This window comes from Deinococcus budaensis (assembly GCF_014201885.1).
GTDB lineage: Bacteria > Deinococcota > Deinococci > Deinococcales > Deinococcaceae > Deinococcus > Deinococcus budaensis.
On sequence record NZ_JACHFN010000022.1, the window covers coordinates 22,671 to 36,716 of the forward strand.

Genomic DNA, 14,046 nt, shown 5'->3' on the forward strand with positions numbered 1-14,046 from the left:
CCCCGCTGCTCACGGCACGACGAGCAGCGGCACCTCGGCGCGGCGCAGCAGGGTCTCGGCCACGCTGCCCAGCAGGATGCGGTCCATCCCCCGGTGGCCGTGGGTGCCCAGCACCAGCAGGTCGGCGCCCTGCGCGGCGGCGAGCAACTCGGCCACCGGGCGCCCGCGCAGGATGCGGAACTCGGCCTGCACCCCGGCCTCCCGGGTGATCGCCAGCGCCGCGTCTCGGGCGCGCTCGGCGTTTTCTTGCAGCAGGCCGCGCACATAGTCGGCGTCCAGCCCGGCCCACTGCACAAAGGGGCTGACCGGCGGTTCCTCGATCACGCTGATCAGCTCGAGCGTGGCGCCCGCCGCGCGGGCCAGCGTCACGGCCCGGCGCAGGGCGCGCAGGCTAGGTTCACTTCCGTCACAGGCGACGACCAGTTTCATGGGTGTCATGGAGCCTCCCCGCAGCGGCGGCGCGGCCACCCCCCGCCCGCTTCGGGGTCCCGGTCTGGTCCGCAGGACGCCGTGCAGGCCAGCCTTTGGCACTAGCGTGCCCTCCGCCACTTGGCCCATGCTCCCCTGACCGGACGCGGGCACACTGGGGGCATGACCACACTTTCCCTCCCCGTGGCTCCCTTTGATCCCGGATCGGCGCTTCCGGAAGCGCGGCTCGCGGTGGGCCGCCTGCTGGCCGACGCCTACGCCCTGGCCTACCCGGACGACCCCCCGCTGCTGCCCGAGCGCGAGGCCCTGAGCCTGACCCACGTCACGCCCGACGAGGCGGCGGCGCATTTCGTGGTCTGGGACGGCCAGGTGCTTGGCGAACGGGCGCTGGGCTGGGGCAGCCTGGAGTACAGCCTGACCCAGAACCGGCATGCCGCGCACGCCCGGCTGACCGTGCACCCGGAGGCGCGCCGCCGGGGCCTGGGCCGCAGCCTCGCCCACGCCCTGCGGGAAGCGGCCCGGCGCGAGGGCCGCCGGGTGGTGACCTTTGGCACGACCGACCGGGCGCCCGCCGGGGAAGCGTTCGCCCGCAGCCTGGGCGCCGAAGCCGCCCTGCCGATGCGCCAGAGCCGCCTGGACCTGGAGGCCCTTTCCCCGGAGCTGCTGGACCGCTGGAGCACCCGCCCGGCGGGGGACCCCTACCGCCTGCACCTGTGGACGCGCTTGCCGGACGAGTTCCTGCCCCGCGCCGCCGACCTGATGATGGTGATGAACACGGCCCCCAAGGGCGAGCTGGAGATGGACGACTGGACGGTCACGCCGGAGATGATCCGCGCCTGGGAAACCATGATCGCCGAGTCGGGCGAGGTCCGCTGGCTGCTGGCCGCCGAGGATACCCGCACGGGCGAGCTGGTCGGCTACACCGAGACCTTCTGGACCCCCGAACGTGCCGCGCTGGTCTACCAGGGCGCGACCGCCGTCCGCCCGCAGGCGCGCGGGCAGGGGCTGGGCAAGTGGCTCAAGGCCGCCATGCTGCGCCACGTGCAGGCCGCCTGCCCCGGCGCCCGCTGGGTCCGCACCAACAACGCCGACGAGAACGCCGCGATGCTGGGCATCAACGTGGCGCTGGGATTCGTGCCGTGGGCCAGCTTCACCGAGTGGCAGCTGCGGCTGGCCTAAGCCGTTCCCCCTCCCCTCGCCCGGACCCGGACGCCCGGATGGGCGCGGCTGTCAGCTCAGCGCGAGGGCCGCAGTCGCCGGGTCCGGGCGCCCGGGGGCGCGCACGCGGCGGCGCATGCCGTCGGCGTACTCGGCCAGGTCGGCCAGCAGGTCGCCCACATCGGCGCGCAGCAGGTACTGGCCGCCGGGCAGCGGGGTCAGGGCCAGGAAGGGCGCGCGGGTCAGCGTATCGAGAATGCTGCGCAGCTCCGCGACGTTCACGCCGCTGCCCAGGCGCTCGGCCAGGCGCGGCACCTGCACGACGCTGTGGGCGGGCTGCGCGGCCAGCGTGAGCAGCACGAAGGAAAAGGCCCCGCGCTGCGCGAGGTGCGCGCCGACCAGTTCCGAGATGCTGGCCGCCGAGGCGAGGTCGAGGTCGCCCGCCTGCCAGTAGGGGCGCAGGTCGATGGGCGAGAGCGGGGCCAGCCGGGCATGTTCGAGCAGCGCGGCCAGCGCTTCCCTGGTCAGGCGCGGGGTGCCCTGGGGCCGCTCGCCCTCGCCCGTGAGCAGCGCCGCGTGGTCGGCGTCCTCGCGCCAGGCGGGGGTCCGCAGCGCACCTTCTTCCAGCGCGACCTTCACCACGTAGCCGTGCGCCCCGAGGTCGGCGTGCAGCCGCGCCACGCCGGGCGCCGGAAAGCTGAGCTGGTAGCCGGTGAGGCGCGCGAGTTCGGCCAGCTGGTCTTCGGCGGCGCTGGGCAGCGGGCCAGGCGCGGCCGCGCGCGACGGGGCGCGGCCCAGCGGGGGGGTCGGCTGGGGGGCCTGCGAAGCGGGCGTCAGCGGCACCAGCGGCGCAGGCGCCGGGGTGCTGGCCGCGCGCCCCGCCGACGGGGACGGCTCGGGCGCGGCCTGCATCCGCACCTCGCGCACGTGGGGGGTGGCGGTCACGACCACGCGCCGGGCCTCGGGAGCGGGCGCAGCCTCCGGGCGGGCAGGCAGCAGCGGCGCGTGCGGCTTGACGATGCCCTCGACCTGATAGCGACCCGGCGCCAGCGGCGTGATCATCAGCACGTCGTTCACGCCGAGATTCTGGTCATGGAAAAGGGGGCGCAGGCCGCGCACGTACCCGGCGGCGCGGTCGATCTCCACCTCGTGTTCGCGGCCCTTGTCGTCCACAAACTGCGCGGGGCCGCTTTCCGGAAAGGTGGCTTCGAGGTATTTGAGGAGGCGCAGGCTGCCTTCTTGCAGGCAGGGGCGGGTGATGATGTAGCGCATTTGTTTCATGCGGGAAAATCCCTCCATTGGGAGCGTTCCGCGCAGAATCACGCAGACGCAGCTAGACGCGGTGAACTCTGGTCAGACCATAGCAGAGTTGTTGCGTGGCCGAGGCCGGGGACACGCGGCCTGCACGGCAGAAAACCGGGTCCCTGTGACAAATCGTACGCCTCTTCCCCCAGCGGGCGGTCCCCTTCCCGTTACACTGCCGGGCATGACGTCTCCCGATGCGCAGGCCCAGGCCCTCGACCTCGTGACCCGCTACTACGGCGCGTTCAACGCCGGGGACGCCGCTGGCATGCTGGGACTGCTGGCCGAAGACGTGCGCCACGACATCAACGAGGGCGAGACGCAAGTCGGTGTGGAGCCTTTTCGCGCCTTTCTGGACAAGATGGACGCCCACTACCGCGAGCGCGCCGAGGATCTCGTGGTGATGGCGACCCCGGACGGAAGGCGCGCCGCCGCCGAGTTCGTGATTCACGGCGAGTACCTCAAGACCGACCCCGGCCTGCCCGAGGCGGCGGGGCAGACCTACGTGCTGCCAGTGGGCGCCTTTTTCGAGGTCAGGGAGGGCAAGATCGCCCGGGTGACGAACCTCTACAACCTGTCGGAGTGGACCCGGCAGGTGAGCGCCGAGCAGGGCGGCGCTTGAGCCTCACCCTGACCCCGGTGGGGGGAGACGAGCTGCGGGCGGCGCTTCCCGACCTCGCCCGGCTGCGCACCGAGGTCTTCCGGGACTTTCCGTACCTGTACCAGGGCAGCGCCGGGTACGAGGAGCGCTACCTCCAGACCTACCTGGAAGCCCCCGGCGCCCTGCTGCTGCTGGTGCGCGACGGCGCCGAGGTGGTGGGGGCGAGCACGGCCCTGCCGCTCATTCACGAGACGGCAGACCTCCAGCGCCCCTTTCTGGCCTCCGAGTTCGGTCCCGCCCAGGTGCTCTACCTCGGGGAAAGTGTGCTGCGGTCCGGGTACCGGGGCCGGGGGTTGGGGCACCGCTTTTTCGACGAGCGGGAGGCGCACGCGCGGCGCCTTGGCCTGCCGGTCACGGCCTTTTGCGCGGTGCAGCGCCCGGCCGACCACCCCGCCCGGCCCAGGGACTACCGCCCGCTGGACCCCTTCTGGAAGGCACGCGGCTACCTGGAGCGCCCCGACCTCGAAACCACCCTGAGCTGGCAGGACCTGGGCGAGGCGGGCGAGACGCCCAAGCCGATGCGCTTCTGGGTGCGGCGGGCGTAACGGGGGCGCGCGCGGCGCCTACTTCTTCTGCCAGGCGCGTGCCCGCAGCGCGTCTACCGCGAACCACACGGCGAGCACGCCCCAGATCAGCGCGGCGACCGCGTTTCCGGCCAGACCGTAGCGCACGGCGAGTACGGCGCACAGCGCGGCGAGCAGCACGCTGAGGATCAGGACGAGGTGGGGCGGAACGCGGCGACCGAACATGTTCCCAGGGTAGCGGGCCACCTCTGGCGGATTCCTGACCGTCCCCGGAGCGCCCGGCGTGCCAGACTCGGAAGCACTGATGCCGGACTACGACGTACTCGTGATGGGGGCGGGCCACAACGCCCTGGTGACGGCGGCCTACGCGGCGAAAGCGGGCCTCAAGGTCGGCGTGTTCGAGCGCCGCCATATCGTCGGCGGGGCCGTCAGCACGGAAGAACTGGTGCCCGGCTACCGCTTCGACTACGGGGGCAGCGCCCATATCCTGATTCGCATGACGCCGGTCGTGCGCGAACTCGAACTGACCCGCCACGGCCTGCACTACCTGGAAGTGGACCCGATGTTCCACGCCTCGGACGGCGAGACGCCGTGGTTCGTCTACCGCGACCCCGACCGCACCGCGCGGGAGCTGGAAGCCCTCTTTCCCGGCCAGGGCGAGGCGTACCGCCGCTTTCTGGACGACTGGACGCCCTTTGCGCGCTCGGTGGCCGACCTGTTCAACTCGGCGCCCGGCCCGCTGGAGATGGGCAAGATGATGGTGGGGGGCGGGCGCGGCAAAGACTGGCAGGCCCAGCTTTCGCGCATCCTGCGGCCCTACGGGGACGTGGCGCGGGAATACTTCTCGGAGGAACGGGTGCGGGCGCCCCTGACCTGGATGGCGGCGCAGAGCGGCCCGCCGCCCTCGGACCCGCTGAGTGCGCCCTTCTTGCTGTGGCATCCCCTCTACCATGAGGGCGGGGTCGCGCGGCCCAAGGGGGGCAGCGGGGGCCTGACGCGGGCGCTGCGGCGCGCCATCGAGGCGGACGGCGGCGAGGTTCATGTCAATGCCCCGGTGCGGCGGATTCTGGTCAAGGGCGGGCAGGCGCAGGGCGTGGAGCTGGAAAACGGCGAGCAATACACCGCCCGCGCGGTCGTGTCGGGCGCGCACATCCTGACCACGGCGGGCGCCTTGCCCGACGAACACGTCCCCGAGGCCGCGCGGCGGGTGCGGGTGGGCAACGGCTTCGGGATGATCCTGCGGCTGGCGCTGAGCGAGAAGGTCAAGTATCGCCAGCACCGCGAGCCGGAGTCGAGGGTGGGGCTGGGCCTCCTGATCAAGGACGAGCGGCAACTCGCCAAAGCCTACGGCGAGTACCTCGCGGGTGAGCCGACCACCGACCCGCCCCTGATCGCCATGAGCTTTTCGGCGGTGGACGACAGCCTCGCGCCCCCCGGCGGCGAGGTGCTGTGGTTGTGGGCGCAGTATTACCCCTATGAGCTGGCCTCGGGCAGCTGGGAGACGCGCACCGCCGAGGCCCGCGAAAACATCCTCAAGGCGTTCGAGCACTACGCGCCGGGCACGCGGGATACCATCGTGGGCGAACTCGTGCAGACGCCGCAGTGGCTGGAGACGAACCTGGGGCTGCACCGGGGCAACGTGATGCACCTGGAGATGAGTTTCGACCAGATGTTCGCCTTCCGGCCCTGGATGGCGGCGAGCCAGTACCGCTGGCCGGGGCTGAAAGGCCTGTACCTGACGGGCGCGAGCACCCACCCCGGCGGCGGCATCATGGGCGCGTCGGGGCGCAACGCGGCGCAGGTGCTGCTGCGCGACCTGACGCGGCGGCGGTGGAAATGAGGGGGCTGTTCGGAACGTTGAGGAGGCGGTCCCGCCTCGGCGCAGGCGTGGCCATGCTGCGGGCCGATGAGGTGCTGCTGGTGCGGCGCGGGGACAATGGCCGCTGGGACGTGCCGGGCGGCGGCGCCCAGGCGGGAGAGACGCCCGGACAGGCCGCCCGGCGCGAGCTGCGCGAGGAAACAGGCCTGACCGTGGGCATCCTGCGCCCGCTAGGAGTCTTTCCGCACCGCCACACCTACCCCGATGGCAACATCGTGGACTGGGAGACGCATGTCTACGCCGCCGACTTTGCGGGTGGGGAGGCGCGGGCCGGGGACGACGCCTCTGAGCTGCGCTGGTGGCCTCTGGACGGGTTGCCGGGGGAAGTCCCGGAGACGACCCGCGCGTACTTCGCGGCGCTGCGGACGGTGGCGGGTTGACCCTGCGCCTCTCCCCGACCCTGCGGCGCTCTCTGCTCGCCTTCGCCGCCCTGGGCGCGGCGTTCCTGGGAGCGCTGCTGGTGCTGCGGGGCGCGGCGGTGGGGTGGGGGCTGATCGCCGTGGCCTTTCCTGCCTCGCTGGTCCTGGCGCTCGCCGGGGACGCGCTGGGCGGCGACTTCTCCGGCACGCTGCGGGCGCGCTGGGCGGCGCTGGCTGGGCAGCTGCGGCCCTGGATGTGGTGGTTTTGTGCCTACGTGGCCCTCAAGATTCCGGTGCCCCTCTGGCCGGAGGGCTTTCCGCTGCTGGGGCTGCTCAGCACGGCGGCCCTGTGCGTGGCGGGGTGGCTGTACGCCGCCGAGCGGGTGGGGGCGCGGCGGGCCTGGGCGATGGCGGCGCTGTCTTTCAGCGTGGGCCTGGGGGTGGAACTGCTGGGCAGCCGCACGGGGTTTCCCTTCGGCAGCTACTCTTACGAGACTTCGCCGCCGCCCACGCTGCTGACGGTGCCCCTGATCGTGCCGCTGGGCTGGTTCGCGCTGACGCTGGCGGCCACGCGGCTGGCGGGGGGACGGGCGTGGTTGGCGGGGCTGCTGATGGTGGCGTGGGACGTGGGCCTGGAGCCGCTGATGACCGCCCAGCGCTACTGGCTGTGGAGCGACCCCGCGCCGCTGTGGGCCGGAGCGCCCCTGCAAAACTTCGTGGGCTGGTGGGTGGTCGGCACGGGGCTGGCCTGGGCCTTTACCCGGATCGCGCCGGGGTTGTTCGGGCGATCCGGGCGCGGGTGGGGCTGGCCGGTGCAGGAGCGGGCCGCCGGCCGCGTCCCGGTGGCCTTCCGGGCCGAGGCCGTCAGCGTCGAGCCGGCGCCCCGCCCCGACCTCTCGCGCCTCTCTTTCGCCGTGGCGTACCCGGTCGAGCTGTTTTTCCTGCCGGGCGGTCTGGTCCTGGTCGGGCGGTACCTGGAGGCGGGAGTGACGCTGCTCGCCATGCTGGGCGCGCTGGCCCTGGCGCGGGCTGCGCGGGGGCGGGCGTGACGGACCCGGTCGCCGCCATGCTGCGGGCCAGCATCCGCCGCAGCGTCCGGGGCGGGCTGGGCGGCGTGTGGGTGCGCGGGCCGCTGCCGCCTTTCGGAGAAGGGGGAGGCGCGGTGCTGGCACCCAACCACCATTCCTGGTGGGACGGCTACGTGCTGCGCGAACTCGCCTGGACGCTGGGCGCCGGGTTCCGGGTGCTGATGACCGAACGGCAACTGGTGAACTACCCCTTCTTGCGGCGGGTAGGGGCGCTGGGCGCCGGGGAGCTGCGGCCCGCCGTCCGGGCGGCCCGGGCGGGCGAGTGGGTAGGCATCTTTCCCGAAGGCCAGATTCGCCCCGCCGGACTCCTGGGCGAGCTGCGCCCCGGCGCGGGCTGGACCGCGCGCACCGCCGGGGTCCCGCTGGTGCCGGTCGCCCTGCGGGTCACCCTGCGCGGCCGTCCCCGCCCGGAGGCCTACCTGCGCTTCGGCCCGCCGACGACCCCGGAGGCGCTGGCCACGGCGCTGGCCCAGACCCTGGGGGCGCTGGACGCCGACCTCGCCGCGAGCGAGCCGGAGGCGCCGCTGGGGGGTTACCTGCACGTCTCGGGCGCCCGCCTGCCGGACCTGGCGCGGCCGGACCTGCCCAGCCGCCTGCTCGCCCGGCTCACGGAGGGGCGGTGAGGCGGCCGGGTCTTCTGGACCTCGCCCGCGCCTACCGGCTGACGGCGCTGGGCTTTTTCGGGTACAAGGCGGCCACGCTGCTGGTCAACGCGCTGACCTACCCCCGCCTCTCGCCGCAGCCCCTGCCGCCGGGGCGGCCCCGCGTCTCGCTGCTGGTGCCTGCCCGCGACGAGGCGCACAACCTGCCGCGCACCCTGCCGGGGCTGCTCGCGCAGGGGGCCGACGAGGTGCTGGTCCTCGACGACGGCAGCCGCGACGGCACCGCCGAGGTCGCGGCGCGGCTGGGGGCGCGGGTGCTGCGCGGCCAGCCGCTGCCCCCCGGCTGGCACGGCAAGCCCTGGGCCTGCCAGCAGCTGGGGGAGGCGGCCAGCGGCGAGGTGCTGATCTTCACCGACGCGGACGTGGAGTGGCAGCCTGGCGCGCTGGGAGCTGTGCTGCACGAACTCTCGCGCTCGGGCGCCGACTTCCTGAGCGTGTATCCGCGCCAGCACAACCTCACGCCGGGCGAGCGGCTGCTCACGCCGCTGGTGGACGCGGTGCTGCTCACCTTCCTGCCGCTGCCGCTGCTGCGTTTTGCGCACCCCAGCGCGGCCGCCGCCAACGGGCAACTGATCGCCCTGCGGCGGGAGACCTACCGGCAGGTCGGCGGGCACGCGCTGGTGCGCGCCGAGCTGCTGGAGGACGTGGCCTTTGCCAGCCGGGTCAAGGCGCGGGGGGGGCGGCTGGCGCTGGCGCTGGGACGCGAGGTGCTGGGCGTGCGGATGTACCGCAGCTACCCGGATTCGCTGGCGGGGTTCGGCAAGAACGCGGGATCGTTTCACGGACGCTCGCGGGCGCTGCTGCTCGCCTCGGCGGGGTGGCACGTCGCCGCCTACACGCTGCCCTGGCTGCTGCCCGCGCAGGCGCCGGGGGTGCGGCTGCTGCGGGCGCTGGGGCTGGCCGAGCGGACGGCCGTGAACCTGCTCACCGGGCGCCGCACGCTCCCCGACCTTGCCGAGGGGCTGCTGGGGCCGGTCACGCCGCTGCTGGCGCTGCCCGTGTACCGGCGCGCCCTGCGCCGCCGGGTGGCCTGGAAGGGCCGGGAGTACGAGCAATGAGGGGAACGCGAAACGCGGGGCGCGGGGCGCGGGTGCGGCGGCAGTCTTCCCCGCAGCACGTCGCGGTGATTGGCGCGGGCTTCGCGGGGCTGGCGGCGGCGCTGCGGCTGGCGCAGGCAGGCGTGCGGGTCACCGTGCTCGACAGCTTGGAGCGGCCCGGCGGCAAGGCGGCGCTGGGCTACGAGGACTTTTCCAGCGGTCCCACGGTGGTCACCATGCCGCAGGTCTTCCGGGCGCTGCACAGCCGGATCGGCCTCGACCTGCCGGGGCTGGAGGCCGCCCGCCCCACCACGACCTACCACGCGCCGGGCGGCCGGACCTTCGCGCCGGGGGCGCTGCACGTCGAGGGGAGCCTGGAGCCGACCCTGGCGCAGCTTTCCCGGCAGGAGGGGCGCGACTACGCCCGGCTGCTCGCGGCGGCCCGCACGATGTACCAGGACGCGGCGCCCACTTTCCTCTTCGCGCCCCCGCCGGGCCGCGCGGCGCTGGCCCGCTACGCCCTGACGCGCGGGCGGCGCGCCGCGCCCTGGTCGAGCCTGGCGCGCTTCGTGCGCAGCGGCCCCTTTCTGACACCCTTCTGGTTGCGGTTCGCGACCTACCTGGGGGCCGACCCCTACCGGGCGCCCGCCGTGCTGCACAACGTGTCCTGGGTGGAACTGGGAGGCGGCGTGTGGCACCTGGAAGGCGGCCTGGGCGCGCTGGCGGCCCGGCTGCACGGGCGGGCGGCGGCGCTGGGCGTGCGCTTCGAGTTCGGCACGCGGGTGCAGCACCTCAGCACCCACGGCAACCGGGTGCTGGGCGCCCACACCAGCCGGGGGGCTTTTGCCGCCGACGCCTGGGTCAGCGCCGCCGACCGGGCGCTGACCCGTGGCTGGCTGGGCCTGCCCCCCGACCCGGCCCCGCGCGGCCTCAGCGGCTTTGCCCTGCAACTGCGGCTCTCGGAGGACCGGGGCCACGCCCACCACATCTTCTGGCCCGCCGAGTATGCCCGCGAGTGGCGCGACATCCGGGCCGGGCGGCTGCCTTCGGACCCCACCCTCTACCTGCACCTCGACGGTGACCGGGCCTTTTTGCTCGTCAATGCGCCGCCCGATCCCGGCGTGGCCAACGAGGCGCGCGGCTACGGCGCTTTCCTGCTGCGCTCGCTTCAGGCCCGCTTTCCGTTGGACGTGACGGACTGGCGGCCCCTCTCCCCCGCCGACTACGCGCGCACCGGGGTGGGCGGCGCGCTGTACGGCCGCGCGCCCCACGGCCTGACGGGCAGCCTGCGCCCCGGCTGGACCCACCCCGGCGCCCGCAATCTGGTGCAGGTCGGCGGCACGGTGCATCCCGGCGGCGGCGTGCCGCTCTCGCTGCTGTCGGGCTGGAACGGCGCTGGGGGCCTACTCGGCCTGCCTTACGACGATCTGGACGGCGGCCGCGAGCTGCCGGACCTCTCCATCCCATGACGGCGGCCCCCCGGCTGCCGGGCCTGGGCGCGCTGCCCGGCCCACCCGCCCGGCGCGGCGACGGCCACCTGGGCGAGTGGGCCAGGCGGCCCCTGCCGCTGCTGGAGGAAGGCGCGCGGCGGGCGCGGGAGGAGGGCCGGGACCTGTTCAGGTTGCGGCTGGGCCTGCCCGCCGTGGTGGGGATCAGCCCCGCCTGGAACCGCCTGCTGCTGACTGATCTGGCGACCTTCCGCAGCGCGGGCAGCTTTCCCCGGCTGGTGCCGTACCTAGCGGGCGGCGTGGTCGTCCTCGACGCGCCCGAGCACCGGCCCCGGCGGCAGGCCCTCGTGCCGGCCTTCGGGCCGCAGGCGATGCACGCTCTGCGTGCCCGCACCGCCGCCGCCCTGGAGGGCTGTCCACTGCCCCACGGCGACTTCGACGCGCTGGCCTGGGCCGACCGGACGGTGCGCACCCTGCTGAACGCGGCGTACTTCAGCGGCGAGTTTCCGGACCCGCTGCTGCACGCTTTCCTGGCTCCGCTGCGGCGGCCCTTTCCGGTTCCGGCGCTGCCGCGTCCGCTGCTGTTCGGGCGGGTGGACGCCGAGCTGCGCCGCCTGGCCCGGCGGCGCGGCGCGCAAGGCGACGATCTGCTGGCCGTCCTGGCGCGCCTTCCCGGCGGCCTGGAGGAAGCGCGGGTCAGTCTGGCCGCCGCGCACGACACCACCACGCACGCCCTGGCCTACGCGCTGTGGTTGCTGGCCCAGCATCCCGAGTGGCACGCCCCCGAGCATCATCCGGCGGTGCTCAAGGAGACGCTGCGGCTCTTTCCCCCCGGCTGGATCGGCAGCCGCCGCCTGGCCCGCGACCTCGACCACGGCGGCGTGCGCCTGCCGCGCGGAGCGTTGGCGCTGTATTCGCCGTACCTCAGCGGGCGCGACCCCGGCCTCTGGAGCGCGCCGGAGGACTTTCGCCCGGCGCGCTGGCAGGCCAAACCGCCCGCGTGGGCCTACCTGCCCTTCGGCGGCGGCGAGCGCCTGTGTCTGGGCCTGCACCTCGCGCAACTGCTGATTCTGGTCGTCCTGGCCGCCGTGCCCCCGCTGCAAGCCGTGCGCGGAGACGCCGCGCCCGTGGCCGCCGTCACCCTGGGGCCGAGGGGACCGCTGATCGTCCGGCGCCGGGGCTGACCTCCGGGGTCCGGCGGACCGTGGGCGGCCACGCGCTACCCTGCCCCCATGACCCTCCCCGCTTCGCCCGGCGCCGCGTCCTCCGCGCAAGCGGACCTGCCTGCTGGTCTGGAGGCGGCGCCCGAGTCCGGCCCGCCGCGCCCGGTCGGCGCCCGGGAGCGCTCGCCCCTGCCCGACGTGCTGCGGGGGCTGGCGCTGCTGGGCATCCTGATCGTGAACGTGCAGGATTTCGCGGGCTTTCGCGAGTGGACCCAGACGGGTGTGGACCGGGCGGTGCAGGCCGTCACCGACACCCTGCTCAACGGGCGCTCGATCAGCCTCTTTGCCATGCTGTTCGGGTGGGGCGCGGCGGGGCTGCTCGCGCGGCACGGGGCAGGCAGGCTGGTGCGGCGGCTGGCGGTGCTGCTCGCGCTGGGCACGGCGCACCACCTGCTGGTCTGGCACGGCGACATCATCTCCAATTACGCGCTGCTGTCGCTGGCCCTGCTGCTCACGGTCCGCATGAGCGCGCGGTCCCTCACCGGCCTCGCGGGCGTGCTGGGCGCCTACTGGTTGGGGTTGGGCGTGCTCGCGGGGGTGGCGGCGCTGGGCAGCACCCGCACCCGGTTCGCGGGCCTGCCGGACCTCGCGCCGGGCATGAGCTACCTGGAGGTCGTCTCCCGGCGCGCCGCCACCTTCGGGGAAGACCTGTGGGGCGGCAGCCTCTACAACGGCCCCTGGTTGATCGCCCTGTTTTGCCTGGGCGCCGCCGCCCAGCGCAGCGGCCTGCTGATCCGGCCGCAGGAGCACCGGCCGCTGCTGCGCCGCTTGGCGGTGGGGGGGCTGGGGCTGGGCCTGCCGCTGGGCCTGCTGCTCGCCTGGCTCAACACCCAGGGCAGCCTGGCCGCCGGGCTGCTGGCCATCCCGGTACGGATGGGCGGGGGGCTGGCCTCGGCGCTGGGCTACGTGGGCGTGCTGGGTCTGCTCGCCAGCCGGGGGAGGCTGGGGCCGTTGCGGGCCTTTGCCGCGAGCGGGCGGGTCGCGCTGAGCAACTACATCGCGCAGAGCCTGGTCATGACCGGCGTCTTCTACCCCTACGCGGGCGCGCAGTTCGGGCGCTGGGGGGCGGCCGCCGCCGTGGGGCTGGCCTTGCTGGTCGGGCTGGCGCAGTTGCCGCTCAGCGCCTGGGTGCTGCGCCGCTTCGGCAGCGGCCCGCTGGAGACCCTGACCCGGCGGCTGGTGTATGGCCGCGGGGCGCGGCGGGAACCTGGGCCGTCCTGACCCCGTAGCGCGGGTATGGACTTCCAATTGCATCCCGAGGTCATCCACTCCGCTCAGGCCCAGGGGGCGCGTCTGGACGTGATCGAATTCGATCCGCGCCCGGTCGAGCGGCCGCTGGACGGTTTTCACCAGCCGCTGACCCGTCCAGCGCGCTGGCGTCAGGTGGCGGTGCATACCGGGGGAGGCATGGCCGTGCTGGAACCCGGCGCCCTCCAGTACCTGCGCGGCGACATCGAGATGCAGGCGTCGAGCAGCGGCGGCGCGCCGGGCGGCGGAGGCCTGGGCGGTTTTCTGCGCGGGGCCGTGACGGCGGCGGCCACTGGCGAGGGCCTCTACAAGACCGTCTACCGGGGCGCGGGCGTGATCTACACCGAACCCACCCGCCTGCACCTGCTGCTGGGCGAACTGAACGGCGAGGACCTGATCGTGGACGACGGCGCTTTCGTCGCCTGCGCGGGGAGTATCACGGTCGGGCGCCACGTCAACCAGGGCCTGAGCGCCATGCTGGGCAGCGGCGAGGGCCGGGTGCAGCCCAAACTCAGCGGCACGGGCGTCTTCGCCCTGCAAAGCCCGGTCCTTCCCGCCGAATTTGAGATTCTGGAGCTGCGCGACGAGACCCTCAAGGTGGACGGAAACCTCGTCCTGGCCTATACGGGCGGTCTGGCCTTTAGCGTGGAGAAAAGCGCGCGCGGCCTGCTGGGCAGCGGCCGCACCGGTGAAGGCTATATCCAGGTCTACCGGGGCACCGGCCGGGTCTGGCTCACCCCCACACTGCCGATTCACGCGCCGCCCCCGCTGGCCGCCCTGGGCGGTTGAGACCTCACCGAGAGACACAGCAGCGCCGGAGCTTTTGACTCCGGCGCTGCTGATGCCAATGATGCCAACCCCACCACAGGAAAACGCCCCGACTCACGGAGGAATCGGGGCGCAGTGCGCATCGCTGGTGCGTGACGTGACCTATAGAAAGGAGGTGATCCAACCGCACCTTCCGGTACAGTTACCTTGTTACGACTTCACCCCAGTCATGAACCACAGTCTAGACGCCTGCCTTGCGG

The 14,046-nt window shown here is 73.9% G+C and carries 15 protein-coding genes and 1 rRNA gene; 12 read left to right on the forward strand and 4 right to left on the reverse strand.

Annotation, left to right across the window (positions count from 1 at the left end):
* Positions 1–9: 9 nt before the first annotated feature.
* A complete protein-coding gene (locus HNQ09_RS18025) occupies positions 10–438 on the reverse strand; it encodes a universal stress protein (RefSeq protein ID WP_184031884.1) in 429 nt (142 codons plus the stop codon).
* 153 nt (positions 439–591) lie between these two features.
* Here HNQ09_RS18025 and HNQ09_RS18030 point away from each other — a divergent pair, with 153 nt between their 5' ends.
* Complete coding sequence (locus HNQ09_RS18030; protein ID WP_184031885.1) at positions 592–1,608, forward strand: GNAT family N-acetyltransferase; 1,017 nt, start codon at positions 592–594, stop codon at positions 1,606–1,608.
* A gap of 51 nt (positions 1,609–1,659) precedes the next feature.
* On the opposite strand, the gene HNQ09_RS18035 is transcribed toward HNQ09_RS18030, so the two are convergent.
* Entirely contained in the window at positions 1,660–2,868 is a 1,209-nt protein-coding gene (locus HNQ09_RS18035; RefSeq protein ID WP_184031887.1) for a hypothetical protein, read from the reverse strand.
* Between the two features lie 205 nt (positions 2,869–3,073).
* On the opposite strand from HNQ09_RS18035, the gene HNQ09_RS18040 reads away from it, so the two are divergent.
* Both HNQ09_RS18040 and HNQ09_RS18045 read left to right on the forward strand, forming a co-directional pair.
* A complete protein-coding gene (locus HNQ09_RS18040; protein ID WP_184031889.1) occupies positions 3,074–3,511 on the forward strand; it encodes a ketosteroid isomerase-related protein in 438 nt (145 codons plus the stop codon).
* Positions 3,508–4,095 carry a GNAT family N-acetyltransferase gene (locus HNQ09_RS18045; protein ID WP_184031891.1) on the forward strand — a complete coding sequence of 196 codons (588 nt, stop codon included), beginning with the start codon at positions 3,508–3,510 and terminating at the stop codon, positions 4,093–4,095. The genes HNQ09_RS18040 and HNQ09_RS18045 overlap by 4 nt, the downstream gene beginning before the upstream one ends.
* A gap of 18 nt (positions 4,096–4,113) precedes the next feature.
* Here HNQ09_RS18045 and HNQ09_RS18050 read toward each other — a convergent pair whose 3' ends face one another.
* On the reverse strand, positions 4,114–4,299 hold the full coding sequence (locus HNQ09_RS18050) for a hypothetical protein (protein ID WP_184031893.1): 186 nt from the start codon (positions 4,297–4,299) through the stop codon (positions 4,114–4,116).
* Positions 4,300–4,378: 79 nt separating this feature from the next.
* On the opposite strand from HNQ09_RS18050, the gene HNQ09_RS18055 reads away from it, so the two are divergent.
* Genes HNQ09_RS18055 through HNQ09_RS18095 form a run of 9 tightly spaced genes read left to right on the forward strand, consistent with a single transcriptional unit; the run spans position 4,379 to position 13,807 of the window.
* Positions 4,379–5,914 (forward strand): phytoene desaturase family protein, encoded by a 1,536-nt coding sequence (locus tag HNQ09_RS18055; RefSeq protein ID WP_184031895.1) that lies wholly within the window; start codon positions 4,379–4,381, stop codon positions 5,912–5,914.
* The gene (locus HNQ09_RS18060; RefSeq protein WP_184031897.1) at positions 5,911–6,333 is read left to right on the forward strand and encodes an NUDIX domain-containing protein; all 423 of its coding nucleotides are present in this window, start codon (positions 5,911–5,913) and stop codon (positions 6,331–6,333) included. The genes HNQ09_RS18055 and HNQ09_RS18060 overlap by 4 nt, the downstream gene beginning before the upstream one ends.
* Entirely contained in the window at positions 6,330–7,361 is a 1,032-nt protein-coding gene (locus HNQ09_RS18065; protein WP_281378345.1) for a carotenoid biosynthesis protein, read from the forward strand. Before HNQ09_RS18060 ends, HNQ09_RS18065 begins: the two co-directional genes overlap by 4 nt.
* Entirely contained in the window at positions 7,358–8,023 is a 666-nt protein-coding gene (locus tag HNQ09_RS18070) for a lysophospholipid acyltransferase family protein (protein ID WP_343057956.1), read from the forward strand. Before HNQ09_RS18065 ends, HNQ09_RS18070 begins: the two co-directional genes overlap by 4 nt.
* Positions 8,020–9,120, forward strand: coding sequence for a glycosyltransferase family 2 protein (locus HNQ09_RS18075; RefSeq protein ID WP_343057957.1), 1,101 nt, complete (start codon positions 8,020–8,022; stop codon positions 9,118–9,120). Before HNQ09_RS18070 ends, HNQ09_RS18075 begins: the two co-directional genes overlap by 4 nt.
* Entirely contained in the window at positions 9,117–10,568 is a 1,452-nt protein-coding gene (locus HNQ09_RS18080; RefSeq protein WP_184031899.1) for a phytoene desaturase family protein, read from the forward strand. Before HNQ09_RS18075 ends, HNQ09_RS18080 begins: the two co-directional genes overlap by 4 nt.
* Positions 10,565–11,731, forward strand: a complete 1,167-nt coding sequence (locus tag HNQ09_RS18085) for a cytochrome P450 (RefSeq protein WP_184031901.1) — start codon at positions 10,565–10,567, stop codon at positions 11,729–11,731. Before HNQ09_RS18080 ends, HNQ09_RS18085 begins: the two co-directional genes overlap by 4 nt.
* A gap of 48 nt (positions 11,732–11,779) precedes the next feature.
* Positions 11,780–12,991, forward strand: coding sequence for a DUF418 domain-containing protein (locus HNQ09_RS18090; RefSeq protein ID WP_184031903.1), 1,212 nt, complete (start codon positions 11,780–11,782; stop codon positions 12,989–12,991).
* A gap of 15 nt (positions 12,992–13,006) precedes the next feature.
* Entirely contained in the window at positions 13,007–13,807 is an 801-nt protein-coding gene (locus tag HNQ09_RS18095) for an AIM24 family protein (RefSeq protein ID WP_184031905.1), read from the forward strand.
* Positions 13,808–13,954: 147 nt separating this feature from the next.
* On the opposite strand, the gene HNQ09_RS18100 is transcribed toward HNQ09_RS18095, so the two are convergent.
* Positions 13,955–14,046: ribosomal RNA gene (locus tag HNQ09_RS18100) — 16S ribosomal RNA — on the reverse strand; the annotation flags it as partial.